The 23,538-nt window shown below is 64.2% G+C and carries 21 protein-coding genes; 13 read left to right on the top strand and 8 right to left on the bottom strand.

Going from position 1 to position 23,538, the window contains the following annotated elements; translation table 11 throughout:
- The first annotated feature begins 16 nt into the window (after positions 1-16).
- The 3 genes from otsB to LC083_RS01870 are packed head-to-tail and all read left to right on the top strand — an operon-like array spanning position 17 to position 3,946.
- Positions 17-766 carry a trehalose-phosphatase gene (gene otsB, locus LC083_RS01880; protein ID WP_226698958.1) on the top strand — a complete coding sequence of 250 codons (750 nt, stop codon included), beginning with the start codon at positions 17-19 and terminating at the stop codon, positions 764-766.
- Positions 745-2,547 carry a glycoside hydrolase family 15 protein gene (locus LC083_RS01875; RefSeq protein WP_226698957.1) on the top strand — a complete coding sequence of 601 codons (1,803 nt, stop codon included), beginning with the start codon at positions 745-747 and terminating at the stop codon, positions 2,545-2,547. Before otsB ends, LC083_RS01875 begins: the two co-directional genes overlap by 22 nt.
- Position 2,548: 1 nt before the next feature.
- Positions 2,549-3,946, top strand: coding sequence for an alpha,alpha-trehalose-phosphate synthase (UDP-forming) (locus tag LC083_RS01870; protein ID WP_226698956.1), 1,398 nt, complete (start codon positions 2,549-2,551; stop codon positions 3,944-3,946).
- Here LC083_RS01870 and LC083_RS01865 read toward each other — a convergent pair.
- Complete coding sequence (locus tag LC083_RS01865) at positions 3,943-4,401, bottom strand: response regulator (RefSeq protein ID WP_226698955.1); 459 nt, start codon at positions 4,399-4,401, stop codon at positions 3,943-3,945. The two genes, LC083_RS01870 and LC083_RS01865, sit on opposite strands and share 4 nt — an antisense overlap.
- Positions 4,402-4,540: 139 nt before the next feature.
- Between LC083_RS01865 and LC083_RS01860 the strand changes: the two genes are divergently transcribed.
- Positions 4,541-5,320 (top strand): tyrosine-protein phosphatase, encoded by a 780-nt coding sequence (locus LC083_RS01860; protein ID WP_226698954.1) that lies wholly within the window; start codon positions 4,541-4,543, stop codon positions 5,318-5,320.
- 65 nt (positions 5,321-5,385) lie between these two features.
- Entirely contained in the window at positions 5,386-6,351 is a 966-nt protein-coding gene (trxB, locus tag LC083_RS01855; protein WP_226698953.1) for a thioredoxin-disulfide reductase, read from the top strand.
- A 24-nt stretch (positions 6,352-6,375) separates the two neighbouring features.
- On the opposite strand, the gene LC083_RS01850 is transcribed toward trxB, so the two are convergent.
- From LC083_RS01850 to LC083_RS01840, 3 genes are read right to left on the bottom strand one after another with little or no spacing between them, the layout of a single operon-like run.
- On the bottom strand, positions 6,376-6,828 hold the full coding sequence (locus tag LC083_RS01850) for an MAPEG family protein (RefSeq protein ID WP_226698952.1): 453 nt from the start codon (positions 6,826-6,828) through the stop codon (positions 6,376-6,378).
- Positions 6,829-6,839: 11 nt separating this feature from the next.
- Positions 6,840-7,271 (bottom strand): MAPEG family protein, encoded by a 432-nt coding sequence (locus LC083_RS01845; protein ID WP_226698951.1) that lies wholly within the window; start codon positions 7,269-7,271, stop codon positions 6,840-6,842.
- Between the two features lie 55 nt (positions 7,272-7,326).
- Complete coding sequence (locus LC083_RS01840; RefSeq protein WP_226698950.1) at positions 7,327-8,322, bottom strand: threonine/serine dehydratase; 996 nt, start codon at positions 8,320-8,322, stop codon at positions 7,327-7,329.
- 204 nt (positions 8,323-8,526) lie between these two features.
- On the opposite strand from LC083_RS01840, the gene LC083_RS01835 reads away from it, so the two are divergent.
- From LC083_RS01835 to LC083_RS01815, 5 genes are all read left to right on the top strand, one after another.
- Complete coding sequence (locus tag LC083_RS01835) at positions 8,527-9,738, top strand: saccharopine dehydrogenase family protein (RefSeq protein ID WP_226698949.1); 1,212 nt, start codon at positions 8,527-8,529, stop codon at positions 9,736-9,738.
- A 189-nt stretch (positions 9,739-9,927) separates the two neighbouring features.
- Positions 9,928-10,623, top strand: coding sequence for a hypothetical protein (locus LC083_RS01830; protein WP_226698948.1), 696 nt, complete (start codon positions 9,928-9,930; stop codon positions 10,621-10,623).
- An 11-nt stretch (positions 10,624-10,634) separates the two neighbouring features.
- Positions 10,635-11,267 carry a hypothetical protein gene (locus tag LC083_RS01825; protein WP_226698947.1) on the top strand — a complete coding sequence of 211 codons (633 nt, stop codon included), beginning with the start codon at positions 10,635-10,637 and terminating at the stop codon, positions 11,265-11,267.
- Positions 11,268-11,371: 104 nt separating this feature from the next.
- Complete coding sequence (locus LC083_RS01820) at positions 11,372-12,352, top strand: peptidyl-alpha-hydroxyglycine alpha-amidating lyase family protein (RefSeq protein ID WP_226698946.1); 981 nt, start codon at positions 11,372-11,374, stop codon at positions 12,350-12,352.
- Positions 12,353-12,392: 40 nt separating this feature from the next.
- The gene (locus tag LC083_RS01815) at positions 12,393-13,571 is read left to right on the top strand and encodes a carboxynorspermidine decarboxylase (protein WP_226698945.1); all 1,179 of its coding nucleotides are present in this window, start codon (positions 12,393-12,395) and stop codon (positions 13,569-13,571) included.
- A gap of 9 nt (positions 13,572-13,580) precedes the next feature.
- Here the strand turns inward: LC083_RS01815 and LC083_RS01810 are convergent, their stop codons facing one another.
- Positions 13,581-14,585: a hypothetical protein gene (locus LC083_RS01810; protein WP_226698944.1), complete on the bottom strand. Its 1,005-nt coding sequence runs from the start codon at positions 14,583-14,585 to the stop codon at positions 13,581-13,583.
- Positions 14,586-14,749: 164 nt separating this feature from the next.
- Complete coding sequence (locus tag LC083_RS01805) at positions 14,750-16,738, bottom strand: TIR domain-containing protein (RefSeq protein WP_226698943.1); 1,989 nt, start codon at positions 16,736-16,738, stop codon at positions 14,750-14,752.
- Between the two features lie 273 nt (positions 16,739-17,011).
- On the opposite strand from LC083_RS01805, the gene LC083_RS01800 reads away from it, so the two are divergent.
- Complete coding sequence (locus LC083_RS01800) at positions 17,012-18,286, top strand: surface lipoprotein assembly modifier (protein ID WP_226698942.1); 1,275 nt, start codon at positions 17,012-17,014, stop codon at positions 18,284-18,286.
- A 2-nt stretch (positions 18,287-18,288) separates the two neighbouring features.
- Here LC083_RS01800 and LC083_RS01795 read toward each other — a convergent pair whose 3' ends face one another.
- Positions 18,289-18,768: a hypothetical protein gene (locus LC083_RS01795; protein WP_226698941.1), complete on the bottom strand. Its 480-nt coding sequence runs from the start codon at positions 18,766-18,768 to the stop codon at positions 18,289-18,291.
- Positions 18,769-18,871: 103 nt separating this feature from the next.
- On the opposite strand from LC083_RS01795, the gene LC083_RS14030 reads away from it, so the two are divergent.
- Positions 18,872-21,094, top strand: a complete 2,223-nt coding sequence (locus tag LC083_RS14030) for a transferrin-binding protein-like solute binding protein (RefSeq protein ID WP_226698940.1) — start codon at positions 18,872-18,874, stop codon at positions 21,092-21,094.
- A gap of 87 nt (positions 21,095-21,181) precedes the next feature.
- Entirely contained in the window at positions 21,182-22,810 is a 1,629-nt protein-coding gene (locus LC083_RS01785) for a lysine--tRNA ligase (RefSeq protein ID WP_226698939.1), read from the top strand.
- A gap of 4 nt (positions 22,811-22,814) precedes the next feature.
- On the opposite strand, the gene LC083_RS01780 is transcribed toward LC083_RS01785, so the two are convergent.
- Complete coding sequence (locus tag LC083_RS01780) at positions 22,815-23,483, bottom strand: prolyl hydroxylase family protein (protein ID WP_226698938.1); 669 nt, start codon at positions 23,481-23,483, stop codon at positions 22,815-22,817.
- Between the last annotated feature and the right edge of the window lie 55 nt (positions 23,484-23,538).

The raw sequence follows: 23,538 nt of genomic DNA, 5'->3' as shown, positions 1-23,538 counted from the left end.
GCTAAGTCGGGTGGCGATGGCCAGCCAATCCTCGCTTCCATCCCCGCCGCCCCTTGCGGACCTGCTGGTGCAGGCCCCTGCGGCACTCTTTCTCGATTTCGATGGTACGCTGGTAGAACTGGCCCCAGAGCCGGGCCTGATCCACATACCGGGAACGCTGGTTAGCTCGCTCCACGACCTGCGCGACCGGCTGGAGGGGAGGCTGGCGCTGGTTTCCGGGCGTGCGCTGGACGATCTCGAGCGCCATCTGGGCGATGTGCGCCTGTATCGCGCGGGGTCCCACGGAGTGGCACGGCGGCGGGCGGACGGTTCGCATGTCGGACCCGAGCCGGAAGGGCTTCCGCCGGGTGCGGTGGCGCAGCTCCGCTCCTTCGCTGCAGCTCACGAACTTCTCTACGAAGAGAAGAGCCATGGCGGCGCACTCCATTTCCGGCGGAAACCAGAGATGGGTGAGGCGGTTCTGGATTTCGCGCGGCATGTCGCTGCGCAGTTCGAACTCGAAGTCACGACCGGCAAGGCCATAGCCGAACTGGTACGGCCCGGGGCAAACAAGGGAGGGGCTGTACGCGCCTTCCTTACCGAAGCGACTTTTGCAGGAGCATGCCCCATCTTCATTGGAGATGATGTGACCGACGAGGACGGGATGGCCGCCGCAATCGAATGCGGAGGGTTCGGCATTGCGGTAGGCGAACGGGCCAGCAAGAATGCACGCTATCACCTGGGCAGCGTGACTGCTGTCCACCAGTGGCTGGAGTTGTGGAAATAGGAAGCTCGCTCGAACTGTCGCCCATCGGCAATTGCCAAGTCAGCGCCCTCGTCGACGAGACGGGCGGTTTCGTCTGGGGATGCATCCCGCGGGTCGATGGCGATCCGGCCTTTTGCGCACTCCTCAACGGCGACCGGCAGGATCAGGGCGTCTGGCGGTTCGAACTGGAAGGGCAGGTTTCCGCCACCCAGCATTACGTGCGCAACACGCCGATCCTCGTGACCCGGCTGGAGGCCGAGGATGGCAGCGCGCTGGAAATCACCGATTTTGCCCCGCGTTTCGAAGGTTCGGGCCGGATGTACCGCCCCGTGGCGTTCATTCGCATTATCCGGCCCGCCGCCGGCGCACCGCGGGTCCGTGTCAGGCTGACCCCGATGCATGGCTACGGGGCTGGCGAGGCGACGACGACCAACGGCACCAATCACGTACGCTATCGCATCGGCGATGAAACGCTGCGCCTCTCGACCGATGCACCGGTCGGCTACGTGCTCGAGGGGCGAAGCTATCGCGTGGAAAGCGACCAGCATTTCTTCCTTGGCCCGGACGAGCCGTTCGTGGGCAACCTCCGAAGCGAATTGCGGCGAATGGAGGCCAATACCCGCAAGTACTGGCAACATTGGGTCCGCGGACTGCACATACCGCTCGAATGGCAGGAAGAGGTCATCCGCTCTGCCATCACGCTCAAGCTGTGCCAGCACGAGGAAACCGGCGCGATCGTGGCCGCGCTGACCACCTCGGTGCCCGAAGCGCCCGGCAGTGAGCGCAACTGGGACTACCGGTACTGCTGGATCCGCGACAGCTATTACACCGTGCAGGCATTGAACCGCCTGGGCGCGCTCGATGTGCTCGAGAAGTATCTCGCCTACCTGCGCAACATCATCGACCAGGCGCGCGGCGGACAGATCCAGCCGCTCTACTCGGTCATGGGCGAGGCGGAACTGCACGAAAGCTTCGCGCCGCACCTCAAGGGGTACCGCGGCATGGGGCCCGTGCGAGTGGGCAATGCGGCCTACAAGCAGGTCCAGTACGACTGCTATGGCCAGATCGTCATGCCGACCGCGCAGGCCTTCTTCGATACGCGATTGCTGCGCATGGCGGACGAAACCGACTTCGAACACCTCGAAGAGGTGGGCGAGGCGGCTTGGGCCAAGCACGACAAGCCGGATGCCGGCCTGTGGGAATTCCGGACCCGGCAAGAGGTGCACACCTATTCTGCGGTCATGTGCTGGGCTGCCTGCGACCGGCTTGCCAACGTGGCCTTGCAGCTGGGCAAGGACGACCGCGCCGCCTTGTGGAAAGAGCGCGCGGAGGCCATTCGCGCCAAGATCGAGGCCAACGCCTGGAGCGAGGAAGGCCAGCACTACGGCGCCAGCTTCGAAAGCGACTATCTCGATGCAAGCCTGCTCCAGATGGTCGAATTGCGATATCTGAAGCCCGACGACGAGCGGTTCCTGAAGACCTTCGCCGCGGTCGAACGGGACCTGCGGCGTGGCGACCACATGCTGCGCTATGCTGCGGAAGACGATTTCGGGGCGCCAGAAACGGCGTTCAACGTGTGCACTTTCTGGCTGATCGAGGCTCTCTACCTGACCGGCCGCAGCCAGGAAGCACGGCAATTGTTCTGCGCCATGCTGAGCCACACGACCCGCTCGGGCCTGCTGAGCGAGGATCTCGACTACGAGACGGGCGAACTCTGGGGCAATTTCCCCCAGACCTACTCGCTGGTCGGTATTATCAATTCGGCAGGCCTGCTGTCCAAATCCTGGAGCGAGGTGAGATGACGTGAGCGAGACTTCGCGTCTGGTGGTGGTGTCGAACCGCGTGGCTGTCCCCAAGGCTCGCGGGGCGGCAGGGGCGCAAGGCGGTCTGGCTGGGGCTTTAAATGCGGCTCTGAAGAAGCGCAGCGGCGTCTGGTTCGGCTGGAGCGGACAGGAAGTCGAACAGCAGACGGGCGAAATCTCCACCCAGACCACCGACGGGGTCACCACCGCCACAATCGACCTGTCGAAACGCGATGTCGACGAATACTACAATGGCTATGCGAATTCGACGCTCTGGCCGCTGTTCCATTATCGCCTGGACCTTGCCGAATACGAGCGCGAGACGGGCAAGGGGTACGAGCGCGTCAACGAACGCTTCGCGCAAATGCTGGAACCGCTGGTGGAGCCGGAGGATGTGGTCTGGATCCACGACTACCACCTCATCCCGCTCGGCGAGCGCCTGCGTGCGCGGGGCTTGAAGAACCGGATCGGCTTCTTCCTTCATATTCCTTGGCCGCCGACCCGGCTGTTCGTGTCTCTGCCCTTTCACGAGCGGCTGGTGCGCACGATGCTGCACTACGACCTGCTCGGTTTCCAGACCAAGGAATGGCTCGAAAGCTTCCTGCATTATTGCCGCACCGAGCTCGGGGCAGAGGTCGACGACGACAGCGGTGCGGTGACCCTCGAGGGCCGCACGGCTGTGGCGCGGGCCTATCCCATCGGTATCGACTGGGATCACTTCAGCGCTCTTGGTGAAACGGGTGAGGCGCGCCAGGCGCAGCAGCGCCTGATGAGTTCGACACGCCACCGCACCGCCATGATCGGCGTCGACCGGCTGGATTATTCCAAGGGGCTACCCGAAAGGCTTGACGGAATCTCGCGCTTCTTCGACCGGCATCCCGACCGGGTGCGCGATCTTGTTTTTGTACAGGTGGCGCCACCCAGCCGCGAGGACGTCGAGAGCTACAAGGAAATCCGCGCCCTGCTCGAACGCAAGGCCGGCCAGATCAACGGCGCTCGCAGCGAAGTCGACCTCGTCCCGGTGCGCTACGTGAACCGCGGCTACAGCCATGCGGAACTGTTCGGTTTCTTCCGGGCATCGAAGATCGGACTCGTCACCCCCTTGCGTGACGGGATGAACCTGGTGGCCAAGGAATATCTCGCCGCTCAGGATTCCGAGGATCCGGGCGTCCTGATCCTTTCGCGTTTTGCCGGGGCGGCCGCCCAGTTGGGTGACGCCGTCCTCGTCAATCCGCACAGCCCGGATGATTTGTCACACGCGATCCGCATCGCGCTCGATATGCCCTTGGGGGAGCGCCGGGAGCGGTATGAGAAGTTGATCGGCACGGTGCGCCACGACAACGTCCAGTCCTGGACGGAGAACTTCCTGCGCGATCTCGACGCGGCAGGCGCGCGCTAGAGCATAATCCGCTTTTCGGGCGAGTCCCGCCAGCGACCTGCTGCCTGTTCGAGATGTTCGCTGAGCGAGCGATGCTGCGGCCGCTCGGCCCGCGCCTTGAGGACGAGGTTGACCTCGTGCAGCAGCATCTTCGCGTTGAAGGGTTTGCGAATGAAGGCCTGCGCGCCGTTGTAATAGGCGTGCTGTTCGTCCTCCGCCCCGGTCAGGCCGGTAAACATGATCACGGGGAGGTCGTAGGTCTCCGCCGAACTGCGCAGCGAGCGCAGGACCTGTGCACCGGTAAGGCCGGGCATATCATGGTCGAGCAGCAGCAGGTCGGGCCTGCGCCACCTGAGGATTTCGAGCGCGCGTTCGCCATCGGCAACCCAGCCGCAGACATGGCCTGCATCGAACAAGAGCTTGCTCGCCATGTCGGCCACGATTTCGTCGTCGTCCACTATCAGGATGCGCGCCATTCAAAATTCTCCAGCTTCCCTGTTCCCGGTCCGCTGACGCGATAGCCCTGCAAGCCCCAAACCATCCCTTCCGCGCCCTTACGCGTTTGCCATTAGGCGTGCATTGCGGGGGGCGCCTGCGCCTGCCACACCCGCCGGCATGATTCGCGATCCCTTCATCAGCACCGACGGCATTCACAACTTCCGCGACTACGGGGGGTGGGAGACCGGCGAGGGTGCGCGGGTGAAGAGCGGACTGCTGTGGCGTTCGGGCCAACACGTGGATGCGAGCGATGCCGACCTTCGGGCCATTGCCGACCTCCATATCCGCACCGTTATCGACCTTCGCGGCGAGAGCGAGCGTCAACGCCATCCCTGCCGCCGGGTGGAAGGCTTCGACGGCGAGGTGCTTTTCTACGAGGGCGAGACTAGCTCGAGCCCGCCGCACATGGATGTCGACGAACACACGACCACGGCCGAATTCGCCCGCCAGCGGATGATGGCGGTCTACACGCGCATGCCGCGCAACCCTGCCATGATCGACATGTTCGGCCGTTACCTGCGCATTTTGGCAGAACGGGAAGGAGCAAGCCTCGTGCATTGCTTCGCGGGCAAGGATCGCACGGGCGTGGCGGCGATGCTTCTCCTGCATATCCTCGGGGTCGACAGGGACCGGCAGATGGCCGAATTCCTGCGCACCAACGAAGCGCCGAGCATGGACGTGCTCGCCGCCCAGTCCGTGCCGGGTATCGAGGAAAGGCTTGGCCGCAAGCTCGACGATGCAGCGGTCAAGGCGCTGCTCGGGGTGCATGAGGACTACCTTCACACCTTCTGGCGCGAGGTCGAGGCGGACCATGGCTCACTCGATGCCTTCATCACTGGCGTCTTAGGTGTGGATGAGCCTGTGCGTGAAAGACTGCGCAGCGCCTACCTGGCGTGACTCCGGGGTCATCACTCCCCATATAGCGCTTTCGATTTCTACCCAGACCAACCAGAGACTGAACCATGGCTACCCACCGCACCAAGATGCTTATCATCGGCTCCGGCCCTGCCGGCTATTCCGCCGCCATTTACGGCGCACGCGCGATGATGGAACCGATCGTGGTGCAGGGTCTCCAGCCCGGCGGCCAGCTGACGATCACCACCGATGTCGAAAACTATCCCGGCTTCCGCGACGTCATCCAGGGCCCCTGGCTCATGGAAGAGATGAAAGCGCAGGCCGAACATGTCGGCACGCGCATGATGTGGGATACGATCGTCGAGGTGGATCTTGCCAATGGTTCGCCCTTCCGCGCGATCGGTGACAGCGGCGACGAATACATTGGCGACGTGCTGGTCATCGCTACCGGGGCACAGGCCAAGTGGCTCGGCGCGCCTGGCGAGATGGAACTGGGCGGCAAGGGCGTATCGGCCTGCGCGACCTGCGACGGGTTCTTCTACCGTGGCAAGAAGGTCGCGGTGATCGGCGGCGGCAACACCGCGGTCGAGGAAGCGCTCTACCTTACCAACCATTCCGACGACGTGACGCTGATCCACCGCCGCGACGAGCTGCGGGCGGAGAAGATCCTGCAGGACCGCCTGCTCAACCACCCCAAGATCTCGGTCCTGTGGAACAAGACGGTCGAGAGCTTCGAGGCAGGCGAGAACGGCGCTCTGTCGCACCTGCGGCTCCGCGATACGGTGACGGGCGAAGACAGCAACTTCTCCTGTGACGGGGCCTTTGTCGCCATCGGCCATGCGCCGGCGACCGAACTGTTCAAGGGCAAGCTGCCGATGGACGACAGCGGCTATCTTGTCGTCGAGCCGGGCACGCCCAAGACTTCGATCCCCGGCGTCTTTGCGGCCGGCGACGTCATGGACCACACCTATCGGCAGGCGGTGACCGCGGCCGGAACTGGCTGCATGGCGGCGCTCGATGCGGAACGCTACCTTGCCACGCTGGAAGTCGCGGAGCGCGAAGCGGCGGAGTAATCCCCGCCGCCTCGCTTTCCGGCGTCAGAAGTGGATGTCGAACGTCACGATCGCGGCGTGGAAGATCAGTGCCATCAGCACCACGCTCGACAGGGCGAACAGCACGAAGCGTACCAGCACCCTGTTGCTCGTCGCCTGCACGAGTGAATGGATGATGCGCAGGCCGACGTAGATCCACGCCAGCAGCGCGTTCATCCCGATACCCCAGCCGGTGATCGCCAGCACCAGCGCGACTGCGTAGAACACGGTCGGCGCTTCGTGCAGGTGGTTGTAGTTATCGGCCTTCCAGTTGACCTTGTCCGGCAGTTCGGCGCGCAATCCCGCGCCGGTGGAGCCGACCATATTCACCGGGTCGAGCTTGGGATTGCGGCTCATCGCCGGAATGCGGGTGGCGTACATCCAGATCCACATTACCATGGTCCAGGCAAGCAGGATCACGACGGGCTGGAGGATGGGCGAATGGGCGATATCCATCATGCTTCTCCCGATCAGGCGAAGAGGGTGAGCGCAAGCGCGCGATAGGCGAGGTAGAGCAGCGCCAGCGTCGATGCGATGAACAGCATGAAGCGCACCGACACCACGTTGACGGTTGCCTGCCAGACCGAGTGGATGACCCTGAGGCCCACGTAGATCCACGCCGCAGTTACGTCACCGGCGGCCGCTCCCATCAGCGCGATGATCATGGTGACGGCATAGAACAGCGTCGGCTGTTCCATGAGGTGGGCATAGTTGTGCGATTTCCACTGGACCTTGTCCGGAACGACCCCTTCGAGATCCTGCCCGCGGCCGCCCGGCTTGGCGTTGGCGAGGTCCATCCCGCTCTTCTTCATGGCGGGAAAGCGCGTGAACGCCGTCCAGAACAGCATGGCCAGCGACCATATGACGAGCACCGCAGCCGGTGCGAGCATTTGAGTCTGCATCAGTGAAACTCCCTCCCTGTAAGGCCGGCAGAGGTGCTTTGCCTGCTGCCGGTTGTCAATCGCCACCTATCGTGGCGGCAAAGCTGGCCGCATCGGTATTGCCGCCCGTCACCATGATGACCGTGTCTGCGTCCACCGGCACCTTGCCCGCCAGCGCCGCCGCCAGCGCTGCCGCGCCGCCCGGTTCGACCACGAGGTTGAGCTTGGCAAAGGCGAAGCGCTGGGCTGCCCGCACTTCCTCGTCGGTGACGGCAACACCGGGCTCTGCGCGGCCTTGCAGCACGGCGAGGTTGATCGGTTTGGTCGCATCGGGCTGCAGCGCGTCGCAGATGGTTGAGGGCGGGTTCGGGCCGGCCCGCACGATCTCGCCTGCTGCCAGCGAGCGGCCGACCATGTCCCAGCCTTCGGGCTCGACCACGTGGATCGCGCTTTCCGGGCAGGCGAGAGCGAGCCCTGCTGCAAGGCCGCCGCCGCCACAGCACACGACCAGCCGCGAAGGCGCATGGCCGAGTTGCGCCTCGATCTCCACGCCCGCGCTGCCCTGGCCCTCGATCACCCACGGATCGCCGAAAGCGTGGACCAGCACGCTTCCGCGTTCCGCCACGAGCTTGGCGGCCACTTCGTCGCGGTCTTCGCCGGGGCGTTCATAGAGCACGATCTCGGCCCCCAGCGCGCGGGTGGCTTCCAGCTTCACCCGGGGCGCATTGCGCGGCATGACGATGGTCGCGGCGATGCCCAGCCGGCGCGCCGCCCAGGCAACCCCCTGCGCATGATTGCCGGACGACACGGCGACCACGCCGCGCGCCCGCTCTTCCTCGGTCAGGTTGGACAGGCGCCACCAGCCGCCCCTGATCTTGAAGGCGCCGACGGGTTGCAGGCTCTCCGCCTTCACATGGGCCATCACGCCCGCGATCTCGACCGGCAGCAGCGGCGCCGGCGGCAGGATTGCGGCGATGGAGCGGGCAGCTGCCAGCACGCCTTCACGGGTCGGTTCGCGCTGCTCGGTCAAAGTCGGATACTCCCTCGGCATGGCATACAGGATGGAACACATGGAACACGGTCCTGGAGAAGAAAAGCGCGCGTCTGCGCAAAGCGGTGCATCATCGCGGGCAGGGCAGGATTTCGCGGTTTGGCCATGGCGCGACTATCGCCCTGCCGCCTGCGGTAGGAAACAGGTTTCGCGGATCGTTTGGCGCATCACGGGCATTGCGTTAGAGGGCGCGCGAGAATCGAATTCATCCAAGAGGTTTCCATCATGTCGACAGTACTGGTCATCGGGGCAGGCGGCGTAAGCTCGGTCTGCGTTCACAAGATGGCGATGAACAAGGACATCTTCACCGATATCCACCTGGCCAGCCGCACCAAGAGCAAGTGCGATGCGATCGCCGCCTCGGTGAAGGACCGGACGGGCGTCGACGTGGCGACCTACGAGATCGATGCCGAGGAAGTGCCGGCGATGGTCAACCTGATCCGCAAGGTCCAGCCGAGCCTCGTCGTGAACCTCGCGCTGCCGTACCAGGACCTGCCGATCATGGACGCCTGCCTCGAAGCGGGTGTGTCCTATCTCGACACCGCGAACTACGAACCCAAGGACGAGGCCAAGTTCGAATACCACTGGCAGTGGGCCTATCACGACCGCTTCAAGGAAGCTGGCCTGATGGCGCTGCTGGGTTCGGGCTTCGATCCGGGTGTCACCAGCGTGTTCACCATGTGGCTGAAAAAGCACAAGCTGAAGACCATTCGCCAGCTCGACATCCTCGATTGCAATGGCGGCGACCACGGCCAGGCCTTTGCCACCAACTTCAATCCGGAAATCAACATCCGCGAAGTGACCGCGCCCGCGCGTCACTGGGAAAACGGCGAATTCGTCGAAACCCCGGCGATGGCGAAGAAGGTCGAATTCGACTTCGAGGGCGTCGGGCCGAAGAACATGTACATGATGTATCACGAGGAGTTGGAAAGCCTCGCCAAGTTCAATCCGGAAATGGAGCGTGCGCGCTTCTGGATGACCTTCGGCGATGAATACATCAAGCACCTGACCGTGCTGCAGAACGTCGGCATGACGCGGATCGACCCGATCAAGTACAAGGGCAAGGAAATCATCCCGCTGCAGTTCCTTGCCGCCGTCCTGCCCAAGCCCGAAACGCTGGGCGAAACGACCAAGGGCAACACCAATATCGGTGTCATCGCCACCGGCGAGGCGCTCGACGGGTCGGGCGAGAAGACCTTCTACATCAACAATATCTGCAGCCACGAAGCGGCTTACGAGGAAACCGGCAATCAGGCGGTGTCCTATACCACGGGCGTACCCGCGATGATCGGTTCGGCCATGATGGTCACCGGCAAGTGGGCCGGCGACGGCGTGTTCAACATGGAAGAAATGGACCCCGATCCGTTCATGGACATGCTCAATGCCCATGGCCTGCCGTGGCAGGTAAAGGAACTGGACGGGCCGGTCGATTTCTAGCCCTATCCGTATTTGCGGAATTTAACCCAAGTTAAAGCCGGCGTGTCCTTGCGGTCACGCCGGCTTTTTTCTGCCCCGAATACTCGCGTGAATACGATTGACCGGATTTGGCGAGTATATATACCTGCGCGCGTCTAACAGGGACACCGGGACGGAATAATTCGCCCGGTTTGAAGGGGACGTATTTCCATGAAAAAATCTATCGCAGCCCTCGGGCTGCTGAGCCTTGGCGCCTGCGCGTCGCCCTATGTCGGCACGCCCTATACCGCGCCGGCCGTTCCGGTGACTTCGGTCGGCATCGTCGACGACACGCTGCCCGACGAAGCGATCGCTTACGAAGCGGCATCCACCATGGGCAACTTCGGCCTGCTCGGTGCGCTGATCGACGCCGGTGTGCAGGATTCGCGCAAGGATCGCGTGAACGAAGCGCTCGCCAGCGTGAACCACACGCCCGAAGCCACGTTCGAAGCCCACCTGATCGGCGCGCTTGCGGATGCCGGCATCAAGGGTGCGATGCTGCAGGGTCCGGACCGCGAAAAGCGTGCTTTCCTTGAAAAGTATCCGGTGGCACCCGCCGGTGCGCAGGCACTGATCGACTTCAACGTGACCGGCTACGGCTACGTCAACGCAGGCAACCAGCTGTGGCGTCCGACCGTCGCGGCCGACGTGAAGATGGTCGATGCAGCGACCGGCAAGACGCTGATGGAAAACCGCATCGTCTACAATCCTGTCGACGCGCAGGCAGGCATCGTCACGCTCGCGCCGAACCCGGAATTCGTGTTCCAGAACCGCGAGGACATGATCTCGCAGCCCGAACGTCTCGCCGAAGGTATCGACGATGCGCTCAAGCAGGTTGCAGACGCCGCTGTCCGGCTGATGAAGTAAGGGAGGCCGCGATGCGGACCAAACTGCTTCTTCTGGCAGTAACTTCGGCCATGCTGGCCGGCTGTGCGACCACGGTGCCGATCCAGCCGGCAACGCTGTCGTTCGACCGGGCGGACTGTGTCTCGACGCCGGAAACGGTGACGGCAGTCAGCCTGACGCCGGACAAGGACAAGAAGATCTGGGTGCTCGACAGCCAGCTCTCCGCGTCGGGTCAGTGCCTCGAACGCAACGGCGTTTCCGCGCCCTACATGGTCTTTGCCCTGCCGGATGACGGCCGGACGAAGATGGTGGAACTGGGTGCGGGTCTGGAACTGGCCCGCGTGCTTTCGCCGCGGGTGGTGCTGCTCGATGCCGAAGGCGCGGAAACCCGCTCCTTCACGCGCGACCAGTACATGTTCCGCCCGGGCCTCCTGTCGGTACAGTTCGTGCCGCAGGAGAACGAGCGTTACGCGCTGGTGACTGTCGATCCCGAACCCATCGGGCAGAGCCACGACACCATCGTGGCCGGTACCTCGGTCACCACCATCTACACCGGCTTCGGTGCGTCCAACTGGCGCAGCGGGCACGAGGCGATGATGTCGCGCGGTTTCTCCTACGAAGGAGCCGTGCGGGCGCTGGTCTACCGGGCGGACGAAGAGAAGTAATCCTTTTCGCCAGGAGAAAAGGGGGCGGGGCGGCGCAGGTCGTTCCCGCCCTTTTTCGTGTTCGGGCTTGCGGCAGGGCGGCAGGCGCGTAATCCTCCCCTCCCATGAGGGGAATTCAGGTAATCATCGGCGCCGCGTTGCTGGCATCCTGCAGCAGCGCCCCGCGCGAGGAAGCACCGCGGGGCAAGGTCGACGCCGACTGGCCCTCGATCCCCGCCGATGCGGTTTTCGGCCAGCCGAGCGCGGTCGATATCGACAGCCACGGCCACGTCTTCGTGCTCCACCGCGCGGGCCGCGAATGGGAAGAGCCCTTCACCACCGAGCCGATTGCCGAGGACACGGTCTTCATGTTCTCGCAGGACGGGCAGTTGCTGGCGCGCTGGGGCGCGGGGCAGTTCATCATGCCGCACGGCCTGTCGGTGGACGCAGAGGATGACATCTGGATCACCGATGTCGCGCGCGAGCAGGTGCTGCGCTTCTCGCATGACGGCGAGGAAGAGCTGGTCATGGGCGTGCGCGGCGAAAGCGGGGAGGACAGCAATCACTTCGGACGGCCTGCCGACGTCGCTTTCCTCGGCGACAGGGTGCTGGTGGCGGACGGCTATGTGAACACCCGCGTCGCGCTGTTCGACCGCGCGGGCAAATACCTCGGCGAATGGGGCGGTCCGGGCGAGGACGCGGGCGAACTCGACCTGCCCCACGCCGTCTCCACCGATGGCGAGCGGGTCTATGTCGCGGACCGCGAGAACGCGCGGATTTCCGTCTTCTCGACCGAAGGCGAACCGCTCGGCCAGTGGCGCGGGCTGGAGCGCGGCCATACCTATAGCGTCAAACCGCTTGGCGGGGGCTGGGTGCTGGCGGTGGAAGGGCGCGACATGCTCGACCGCACCGGCGCCATGGTCCGCGTCTACCGGCCCGACGGCACGGTGGAGCGCAGCTTCGACCTCGCGCTGGAAGGCGAAGGCGCCAGTCTCGGCCACGACATCGCCCTCGACAGTGCGGGGCGCGCCTACATGATCGACGTCTACGGCAACCGCGTGGTCCGTTTCGGTGTGGATGCGCCTGCGAGCGGGGCGAGCGACTAGCCTCTTCCCCTCGGCCCCTGCGCACCCTAAGTCGCGCCCCATGGAAACCAAAGCCGGCGACCCGGGGGCCTTTGCCCACTTCGACCTCTCCCGCGTGGACAGCCCCGCATTCGTGGTGGATGCGGCCAAGCTGCGCGCCAATTGCCAGGTGCTGGCCGACATCCGCGATGCCGCCGACATCAAGGTGCTCGCCGCGCTGAAGGCATTCTCGATGTGGGCCACCGCACCCATCATCGGCGAGTATCTTGACGGCGTGTGCACCTCGGGCCTGTGGGAAGCGCGGCTCGCCAGCGAATTCTACGACGGCGAGATCGCCACCTATTCCGCCGCCTACAAACCGGAGGAACTGGAAGAGGTCTGTCGCCTGTCCGACCATGTCATCTTCAATTCCCCCGGGCAACTGGAACGCGCCTCGCTGATCCTCGAAGCGGCGCGCGCGGCGGGGCAGAGCTTCGACGTGGGCCTGCGAATCAATCCGCAGCATCCCACCGGCGAAGTACCGCGCTATGACCCTTCCAGCCCCGGCAGCCGGCTCGGCTTTCCGATCGACCAGCTGACGCCCGAAATCATGGAGCATGTCGACGGCATCCACTTCCACAATCTGTGCGAACAGGATTTCGAGCCGCTGCACGAAACCTGGGACAAGGTGTTCGACGCGATCGAACCGTGGTTCGGCCAGCTCAAGTGGATCAACATGGGCGGCGGCCACCACATCACCCGCGCCGACTACCAGCGCGAGGAACTGGTCGAGTTCCTGCGCGACGCCAAGGAAGACACGGGCGCGGAGATTTACCTCGAACCGGGCGAGGCGGTGGCGCTGGATGCCGGTATCCTCGTCGGCACCATCCTCGACACCGGATACAACGGCCTGCCGGTCGCGGTGGCGGATATTTCGGCGACCTGTCACATGCCCGACGTGATCGAAGCGCCCTATCGCCCGGCCATGCTGGGCGAGGCGACCGACCACGAGACGCCCGAAGTCCGTATCGGCGGGCCCTCCTGCCTCGCAGGCGACGTTATCGGCGACTACCGCATCCCGGGTGGCGCGGAGATCGGTAAGCGCTTCGCCTTCCTCGACCAGGCGCATTATTCGATGGTCAAGACCAACACTTTCAACGGCGTTCAGCTGCCCAGCATCTGGCTGTGGGACAGCGATACCGACCAGCTCGAGCTGGTGAAGGAGTTCGGCTACGAGACCTTCCGCGACCGGCTGAGCTGAGCTGCCTCTTCAGCAGGGGTTGCGCGGCATCCAGTCGGAGACCGAGTGCACGCCGCGGCCAGAAAGGAAGCCACTCGCGCTGCCCCCCAGCTCGGTGATGGTCAGATTGGCCCCGGTCGATCCCTCGTCCTTGCCGATGACCCGCGTCCCCGAACAGTCGAAGCTGAGGATGTCGCCGCGCGACATCCAGGTTTCGTTGAGGCGGTTTCCGGAAAAATTGTAGATGCGGATGTAGTCGCGCCCGTCCGCTTCCTTGTAGGCCATGACGATCTTCGGCGCGCCTTGTGCGTGTCTGCCGGTAATGTCGAAATATTGACTGGTATAATGCTCGCCATAGTCGAGGAACGGTGTCAGTTCACCCGTTCCCATGTCGAAGCGGTACAGATGCTCGGGATATTCCACCCCGACCGCTCCGCCCGTGAAGAAAACGACATTGTCCTCGCTGTCAAAAGGGCTCCAGGCTACGTCGAGAATGCTGAAGTCCCAAAGGACCGGGGCTAGGTCACCACTGGCGATATCGTACACCCAGAGGCGGCGGGCGTCGTTGGACCAGAGATTGTCCGGTTCGCTCGAACTTTCGGTGAAGACCAGCCGCGTGCCGTCGGGTGAGAATTCCATCCAGTTTACGCGCCCCGAGCCAGGCGCCCTGTCGATACGGGCCGAGATGAGCGTCTTGGTCCCGATCGTGACCGGGGATGCGGTCCAGTTGGTCAGGTAGACGTCGCCTGCTTCCGCATAAGCGATCAACGCGAATTCCTCGTCTGATGCCACAAATCCGTCGAGCTGCGCCTGCGCTGCGGAATGGACGGTTACGTAGGACGAACCGCTGATGTCGGTCAGGCGCACATCCTGCGATTTCCGGCCATTGTACTGGTAGAGGATTTCGGGCTGGAAGTCGGCCGGATCTCCCTTTTCGCCTTTTCCTCCGCCCTTGCCTGCAGGCGGGCCGGCACTGGCGGTGACAGCCAGGGTGGCGGACATGGCGAAGGCGGCGAGAAAGCGGAAAGCAGGCAAGGCGGGTCTCCCATGGGATTGGTACGAGCGCGACCTGTCCGTTCTGGGCGACCGGGATCATCTATAGCACAAGATGTAGAATTCGCAGAATCCAGCCATTTTCTAATGATAAATGCCGGTTTTCGCTAGGATTGAACGGTGTGGCGTCCGAACCCTTCCGCGTCTTACCAAGCCAGTGGTGCGATGATCCGGTCGAATTCGGGCATGTCGCGCAGCGGATCGATCAGCGGGTCGCTGGGGGCGAACAGCAGGCCCGGGTCCTTGAGCTCGCTTGCCTGTGCCAGCAGTTCGATGGCGCGCGCTTTCTCGCCCCATTGGGCAAGGACCTGCACCTGCTGGTAAAGGCCGGCATCGCCGTAATCGGCCACCATCTCATCGAAGACCGCCTTTGCCTCTTGCTGCCGCCCAAGCCTGTGCCTCACGATCGCCAAGCCGACCTGGCCGAACAGCGGAACCGGTTCCTGTGCGAAGGCAGCCTCCGACTTCGCAAGATCTCCGAGCATGTATTGCGAGACGCCGACGATGTAATGCGCGCTCGACAAATTGGCGCCGAATGACAGCGCCTTTTCGCCGTGGGCCGATGCGGTTGCGAAGTCTCCGGCCAGCAGCGCCACGAAGCCGGCCGTGCGGAAGGCTCGCGGATTGATGGGGTCGAGCTTGAGGGCCGTCTCGATCAGCCGGAGGGCCTCGGCCCCCTCGCCGTTATAGGCATAGAACAGGGCGACCGCGCGCTGCACGTCGGCATCGCCCGGCGCGAGTTCCAGAGCGCGCGTGTAGTGGGGCCGCGCAGCCTTGGGATCGAGCCGGCCGTTGTTGAGCGAAAAGCCCAGCGAGATGTGCCCCTTGGGCAGGGTGGGGGCCAATTCGATGGCGCGCTCTGCAGCCTTGATCGAGGCATCGTAGAGGCGAGCCCAGTCGGCGGAATCGTCTGTCGCATTCGCTACTGCGGCCAGCATTTGCGCGCGCATGGCGTGCGCCTTGGCGAAAGCCGGGTCGATCCGGATCGCCGTCTCGAACTGTTCGAGCGCGGAGCGGTCGGTCTCGTATCCTGCCGAGGCATCTGCAAGGGCAGAGCCGCGCAGGAACGCTTCATAGGCCTGCATGTCCTTGGTGCCGCCGACGCCTTCCTGGTCGGCAATGCTTCTGGCCGCCTCGCTCTCGCTGGCGATCTGGGCAACCAGCCGCAGCGCCACCGTGCTGGCGATTTCGGTCTGGACAGCGAAGACGTCTTCCAGCTTGCGGTCGTAGGTTTCGCCCCAGCGGACCATGCCGTCCTCGACCGCGACGAGTTCGGCGCTGATGCGCACGATATCGCCTGCACGCTGCACGCTGCCGCGCAGGATATTCGGCACGCCGAGTGCGCGTCCGATGGAAAAATCGTCCTCCTCCGTTTGCAGCGTGGATGACGTCGGCGCCGATACGCGCAGCAGCGGATTGCGCGCGAGCATCTGGCGCAGCTCGTTGGACAGCCCGCTGGTGAACCAGGATTGGTCTTCATCCCCGGTCAGATTGGCAAATCCAAGAACGGCCATGGCCACGGCCGTATCGCCCTTGCTCCCCGGCAGCAGGCCGAACTGCCATGCGCCGAGGGCCGCCCCCGCCACGCCTACCCCGAGACCGCCGAGAACGAGCGTCCGGCGGGAGACTCCCCTTCTTTCGGCGGGCAGGGGCGGGAGGACATGCGCATGGTGGCCGCCGGTCTTGCCCCCGCCCGTCTGCCCGGCGTCGATCGCCCGCCTTACTGCGGATACGATGCGTTGGACTTCCGGTGCCTTGGGATCGCCCTTCCAGCCCCTGACATCGATCAGCTGCAACTGCCTGAAGCCGAGCGGGGCGATCGTGCCGTCGAGCGTTACCGGCACCAGACGGCCACGGTCGCGGCCGCTTTCGGCTTCGTCGCGAACCCAGGTGGATTCCACCGATTCATGAGACCACAGGACGATGACGCAATCGGCGCCGAGCAGGGCGGATTCGATCGTGGGAAGGTAATCGACACCGCCTTCGATCAGCCCGTCCCACCACATGTCGAAGCCCGACTGTTCGAGCGCCGAGATCAGTTGGCGTGCGCGTTCGCTGTCCGTGCGGGTGTAGCTGAGGAATACGCTGGGGCGAGGTGCGTCCGCTTGCCCGGTCTGCCGTTCCTCGTCCGCCATGGTAGCGCCAGTCCCCCTTGTGGGACTTGCGTATACCTTATTTTCCCATCCTGCGAGAGCCGTTGATTGGGCAGCTGCAGCACCTGCGCAAGTACGGACCGGAATACGTCAGTCTAGATGGCTGGCGGGGTTGATGTAAAACTGCATCAACCCGGCTGATTATGTGCAGGATAAACGAATATGTTCGGTGATAGCCGCGCGCCCCGCTAATTGCAGCGGGTGCGTCGCCTCTTTCTTCTTGGTCCGGTCCTGTCCTGCCTTGTCGGTGCGCCCTTGCACGCACAAGAGGCTGGCGGCGGTGCGCAAAGCGTCGAGTTGACCAATGCCGAACTCTTCGCTGTGGCCGATGCCGCGCGCGATCGCGGCGAGCTGGAGCTTGCCGCCCAGGCCTACGAGGCGCTGGCGGAGAACGAGGAAGGCCCGCTGAAACGCGAAGCGCTGTTCCGCCTCGCCATGCTGCGCGCGGACCTGCAGCAGCGCTATGCCGATGCCGCCGTGCTGTTCCGGCGTATCCTCGACGAGGAGCCCGACAATGCGCGCGTCCGCATCGAACTGGCGCGGATGCAGGCGATGATGGGCAACCTTGGCGAAGCGAGCCGTGAATTGCGCGCCGCGCAGGCAGCCGGCCTGCCGCCCGAGGTGGAGCAGATGGTGCGCTTCTATGCGCAGGCGCTCACCGCGCAGCGACCGTTCGGCGCCAGCTTCCGTGTCGCGCTGGCACCCGACAGCAACATCAACCGCGCCACGCGTTCCGACACGCTCGATACGATCCTGGGCGATTTCACCCTCGACGAGGATGCGCAGGAAACCTCCGGTGTCGGCCTGTCGCTGCAGGGACAGCTGTTCGGCAAGGTCGGGATCGACAAGCGGTCCGACCTGCTGCTGCGTCTGTCGGCGAGCGGCGATATTTACCGGAGAAACCAGTTCGACGATTACATCGTCGCCTTGCAGGCAGGGCCGCAATACCGGCTGTGGGGCGGAACGCTGGACGTGGCCGCCACCGCATCGCATCGCTGGTTCGGGCAGGAAAGCTATTCGCTGACCGTCGGGGCGACTGCCGATTACCGCCTGCCGGTATCGGACACCGCGCAGCTGCGCGTCTCCGCCACAGTCACGGACAATGACAACCGCCGCAACGATCTGCAGGACGGCACGCGGCTGGCACTGCGGAGCGGAGTGGACCTTGCGCTCGATGCGCGCAGCGGCCTGGGCGCAAACCTCATGGCGGTGCGCACGGGCGCGCGCGATCCGGGCTATGCCAATGTCACGGCGGGGATCGACGGCTATCTCTACCGCGAATTCGGCTCGGTCACGGCCGTGCTCGACCTGGGCTATTCGCACCTCGAGGCGGACCGGCGACTACTGCTGTTTCCCGAGCGCCGCTTAGACGACCGGTTCTCGGTTGCTTTGTCCGGAACGCTGAGGACTTTCCGCCTCGGGAACTTCGCGCCGGTGGTGAAGGTCGAATACGAAAAAAATCTTTCAACCGTCGGTATATATAAATACAATCGTCTTGCCGGAGAGATCGGAGTCGCTGCGGCGTTTTAGGGTCACGCTTCGGCGTCTTGGGGGCATAACCAAATCATGAAGTCGACTGTTGTTGCGAAGGCCTCTTCGGCCTCCGCCCTTGCGCTCGCCATGTCTCTTGCAGCTTGCGGTGGCGGGTCCAGCCCGCCGCGTAGCACGCCTCCGCCGACCGGTACGCCGTCGCCTTCGCCGACGCCCACCCCGACGCCTACGCCAACACCGACGCCTACGCCTACGCCTACGCCTACGCCTACGCCTACGCCGACGCCGACCCCGTCGCCGACCCCCACTCCCTCGCCGACGCCAACGCCATCGCCGACGCCCACACCAACGCCAACGCCAACGCCTACGCCGACCCCTACTCCGCCGCCCACCACGGCGAATGCGGACCTTCTCGGGCCGCTGAAGTCGGAGACGTTCCAGGGCGTTTCGTCGCGTATCGCTGCGAATTTCAACGCGAGCGGCACCAGCGGCACGGCGACGACCGGGACCACGGCCACCATCGCCTTCAACGAGACGACGAGCAGCTATTCGCTCGTCACCCCGACCGGCACGATCACCTTCTCGCCGAGCGATATCGACACCGCGCAGTCAAGCGCCGGGGCGGTGGTCTACGTCAAGCGTTCAGGCGACCGGACCGACTCGCTCACGCTGACTCGGCCGGGCACTTCCGGCCCGCTGACCTACCGTTATGTCGGCAGCGCCTTCTGGCAGCGCACCAATATCGGCACGACGACTGCCTCGGGCTCGATCGATGCCTTCGTCTACGGCATCCCGACCAAGGACGCGGACGTGCCGCGCACCGGTTCGGCCAATTACGACATCGACCTGATCGGGGCGATGACCGATTTCAGCGCCATCCGCGGGCTTGCCGGCGGGGGCACCGCCTCGGTCGACTTCGGGACGGGCAACATCATCATTATCGGCAAGATGGACCTGATTGCCGATGGAAGGTCGATCGAGACGATCGATTTCTCCAGCAATGCTACGCTGTCGTCTTCTGCCAACAGCTTCTCGGGCGATTTCGTCTTCACTCAGTTCCAGAATTTCAACGGGACCTTGCAGGGCAAGCTGTTCGGCCCGGCAGGCGAGGAAATCGGCGCTTCCTGGTCCGCCAGCGATTCGACCGGACGTGTAGCGACTGGCACCATCATGGGCCGCCGCGGTACGGCCGACACCAGCAACGGCACCTTCGCCACGCCGCTGACCAAGAGCGAGACGTTCTCGACCACCGAAGCGGTGATGACGTTCAAGTTCGACAACCAGCTCGGCTCGAATTTCGAAAGGGGCGACTTCCGCGACATCGCGGTCACAAACGGTCCGTTCACGATCCGCTACGATGCCGACACGAACCGCTACATCTACCGCGGCACCGGTCTGGCCGAGACCTATGATGCGAACATCGCGCAGTTCATCAATCTCGGACCGACCAAGCAGGTCGAATTCAGCCGGTCGGCCACGGAAAACCAGATCCTGGGCAATGCGTTCAACTACGTCGCTTCGAACTACCTGCTCGTACGCGAAGGCGACAATTTCCGCCTCAATGCCTTCGTCTTCGGTTTCCCGACGGTCTTCAACGACATCCCGACCACCGGCACGGCCAGCTACCTCGTGCGCGTGGATGGGCAGGCGGCCGACAACGCCTACCGCAACCCGATGGTCATTTCCGGCACCGGCGAGCTGCTGGTGGAATTCGGCACGGGCAAGCTGACGGCCAACGTGCCCATCAATTACGCCGAATGGGCGACCGCCTCGGGCATCTTCTCCGAAACGGCGACGGGCAACTGGATCTGGGACGGCCAGATCGCTGCCGGCCGCAACGAGTTCAACGGCACGGTCACGATGACCGGGATCGGCGACTATTCGGGCAGCGGCAAGGGGCAGTTCTTCGGCCCCGGCGCGCGCGAACTGGGCGGCAGCTTCACCGCGACGCGCGATGCCGACGGCATGGCGATCGGCACGTTCAAGGGCGTGCTCGATCCGACCAAGATCCCGCCGCCCGCTGGCTCCATCGCCAGCCTGACGACGCGCACGTCGCTTACCGCAGTGGACGATTCCAAGCCGTCGGATGTCGGCGCGATCACGGGCATCGTCTATGATCCCGCGACCAAGGGCTATATCGTGAGTTTCGCGAATTTCCCCGACGTCGCGCTGGACGATACGACCAGGGACAGTCGCAGCGGCGAATCCGATCAATTCTGGAACTTCTCGCAGACCCTGACGGATTCGACAGGCGCTATCCGCGACTGGGTGAGCCAGCTGAACAACGCCCAGGGGACCAACCCCTTGGTTGCGCTGACTTATTCCAATTTCGGGCGGATCGGGTTTGCCTCGCGCGCCGTGTTCGGAAGCGCGGGCTGGGACTACAATGTCTTCTCGGCCGGCCTGCCGACCACCGACATGCCAACCACGGGTACAGCGTCTTACACCGGTGCGACCATGGGCTACGTCCGGGTGGACCGCGACGCGACGACCGGCGGCAATCTGCTCTACCTGTATTATGGCACTGTCGGCCTGAACGCCGACTTCGGGCGGGGATCGATCACCGCGACGTTCGCCGATTTCAACGGGGAACTTTCCTTGCAGGAAAACGGCAGCGGGGCACCCCGCAACCGTGTCTTCGAAGGCTTCACCCTTGGCGGCCTCATCACCGGCTCGACCTTCGCCGGACAGGAACAGCAGGGCGACTGGCTGCGGCGGATGAACGGTGCGTTCTACGGGCCCGGCGCTGCCGAGGCAGGCGGGACGTTCCGCGCCGAACGCGGCAACCCGTCGGGCACGGGTGAAGTCATCCGCATCGACGGCAGCTTCGGGGCAGGGAAGGACTAGGGGCGCCGCCTTTCTCCTTCCTGCCTCCGGGCAGGCTACAGCACTTCGCACTTGCGAAAGCGCGCGCCAGCGGCAAGAGGGTGCGCCATGAGCATGAACGATCTGATCGCCGCCGCGCGCGTGTCCAAGGCCTGGCCGTTCCAGGAGGCGCAGCGCCTGCTCAAACGCTATCCCGACGGCACCAAGCCCGACGGCAGCCCCGTGCTGTTCGAAACCGGCTACGGTCCCAGCGGCCTGCCGCATATCGGCACGTTTCAGGAAGTGCTGCGCACCACGCTGGTGCGCCGTGCCTTCGAGGCGATGATCGGTGCGAAGCCCGAAGACGGCAAGACGCGCCTCGTCGCCTTTTCCGACGACATGGACGGCCTGCGCAAGGTACCCGACAACGTGCCCAACCAGGCGCTGCTGGAGGCGAATTTGCACCTGCCGCTTTCGCGCGTGCCCGACCCGTTCGAGAAGGGCCACGAAAGCTTCGCTGCGCACAACAACGCCAAGCTGCGCGAATTCCTCGACCGCTTCGGCTTCCAGTACGAATTCATCGCCGCGAACGACATGTACAATTCCGGGCGCTTCGACGATGCGTTGCGGCAGGTCCTGCGCAAGAACCAGGCGATCCTCGACATCATGCTGCCCACGCTGCGCGAAGAGCGGCGGCAGACCTATTCGCCGGTCCTGCCGATCAGCCCGTCGACGGGCCGCGTACTGCAGGTTCCGGTAGAGGTGGTCGATGCCGAAGCCGGCACGATCCGCTTCACCGACGAAGACGGCAGCACGGTCGAACAGTCCGCGCTCGGCGGCATGTCCAAGCTGCAGTGGAAGGTCGACTGGGCGATGCGCTGGTATGCACTGGGCGTCGATTACGAGATGTACGGCAAGGATTTGACCGACAGCGGCGTGCAGTCGGGCAAGATCGTGCAGGTGCTCGGCGGGCGCAAGCCGGAAGGCCTGATCTACGAGATGTTCCTCGACCAGAACGGCGAGAAGATCTCCAAGTCGAAGGGCAACGGCCTGTCGATCGAGGAATGGCTGCAATACGGCAGCGAGGAGAGCCTCGGCTTCTACATCTTCCCCAATCCCAAGAGCGCCAAGCAGCTGCACGTGGGCGTGATCCCGCGCGCGGTGGACGATTACTGGCAGTTCCGCGAGCGATTGAGCGAACAGGACCTCGACAAGCAGCTCGGCAATCCGGTCTGGCACCTGCTGCGCGCCAATGGCGGTTTCGACGCGGAAGAGGCTCCCGGCGGCGGCGACAGCCTGCCGGTGACCTATGGCCTGCTGCTGAATCTCGCCAGCGTGCTGGGTGCGGAAGCGACTGTCCCAAACCTGCGCGAATATCTCGAAAGCTATATCGGCGAGGGCAAGGTCACGCCTGAACTCGAAGTGCTGATCGAGACGGCGGTGAACTACACGCGCGACTACATCGCGCCGACGCTGGAAAAGCGCGCTCCGTCAGCGAACGAGGCTGAGGCGCTGAAGGCGCTCGACGCCTATCTCGCCAAGGCCGATGCCGATACCAGCGCGGAAGATCTGCAGACCGAAGTCTACGAGATCGGCAAGCGCGAGGAATACGGGTTCGAGAACCTGCGCGACTGGTTCAAGGCGCTCTACCAGACGCTGCTCGGCAGCGACCAGGGGCCGCGCATGGGCAGCTTCATCGCGCTTTACGGGATCGAGAACAGCCGCAAGCTCATCGCCGAGGCGCTGGCGCGCGGCTGACGCCTCAGACGTGCTTGCGCGTCCGGTACCACTTGGTCAGGACGTATTTCGCACCCTTTATGACCGGTGTGCCCGCGTGCATCGTGCCTTCGTTGGGCACACCGTCGGGCGTGGCATTGTTCCACACCAGCAGGACGCCGGGCTTGGGTTCGATCGAGGCGCCGACCTCGGTGAAATGCGTGTGCCCGCCTTCTTCCACCACGTTGAGGAAGGCCATCGCCGTCCAGCACCGCTGCCCGCCGCGCTTGCGTTCGATCTGCCAGTATTCCTGGTCGGTATAGAACCAGTCGTTGTGCGGCTTGAATTCCTGCCCCGGCAGGTAGCGCTGGCCCTGGATGGATTCGCCGCACATCGGGTTCATGCCAAGCAAATCGTCGATCCGGCGCGAGATGCCCTTCACGAAAGGATCGCGCGGATCGAAATTGCCCGAATAGGAAGTGCGGAACTTCTCGATATAAGCGGTCTCGTGCAGCTCGCTGGGCCGCGCGACGACATCGATCATGGTGATGAAGCGGCGGCATTCCTCGCGAGAGAGGAAGTTGGGCACGGCGAAGATTTCCGCCTTGTCGGTCGGCACCTTGTAGATGTCCGGGTCGGCTTCGAGGCGCGCACGCACTTGCTTGCCGATGCGCTTCAGCGCGTCCTGGTCGGGAATGATTGCGGTCTTGGTCATGGCCCGACTGTTACCAATCGGCGCGCGCCCCGCAAGGCGGCATCTTGTGCCGCAC

The sequence above is a fragment of the Qipengyuania gaetbuli genome (assembly GCF_020524765.1).
GTDB lineage: Bacteria > Pseudomonadota > Alphaproteobacteria > Sphingomonadales > Sphingomonadaceae > Qipengyuania > Qipengyuania gaetbuli_A.
Note: the sequence above shows the minus strand (reverse complement) of the source record. Positions and strands in the feature narration are given on the sequence as shown.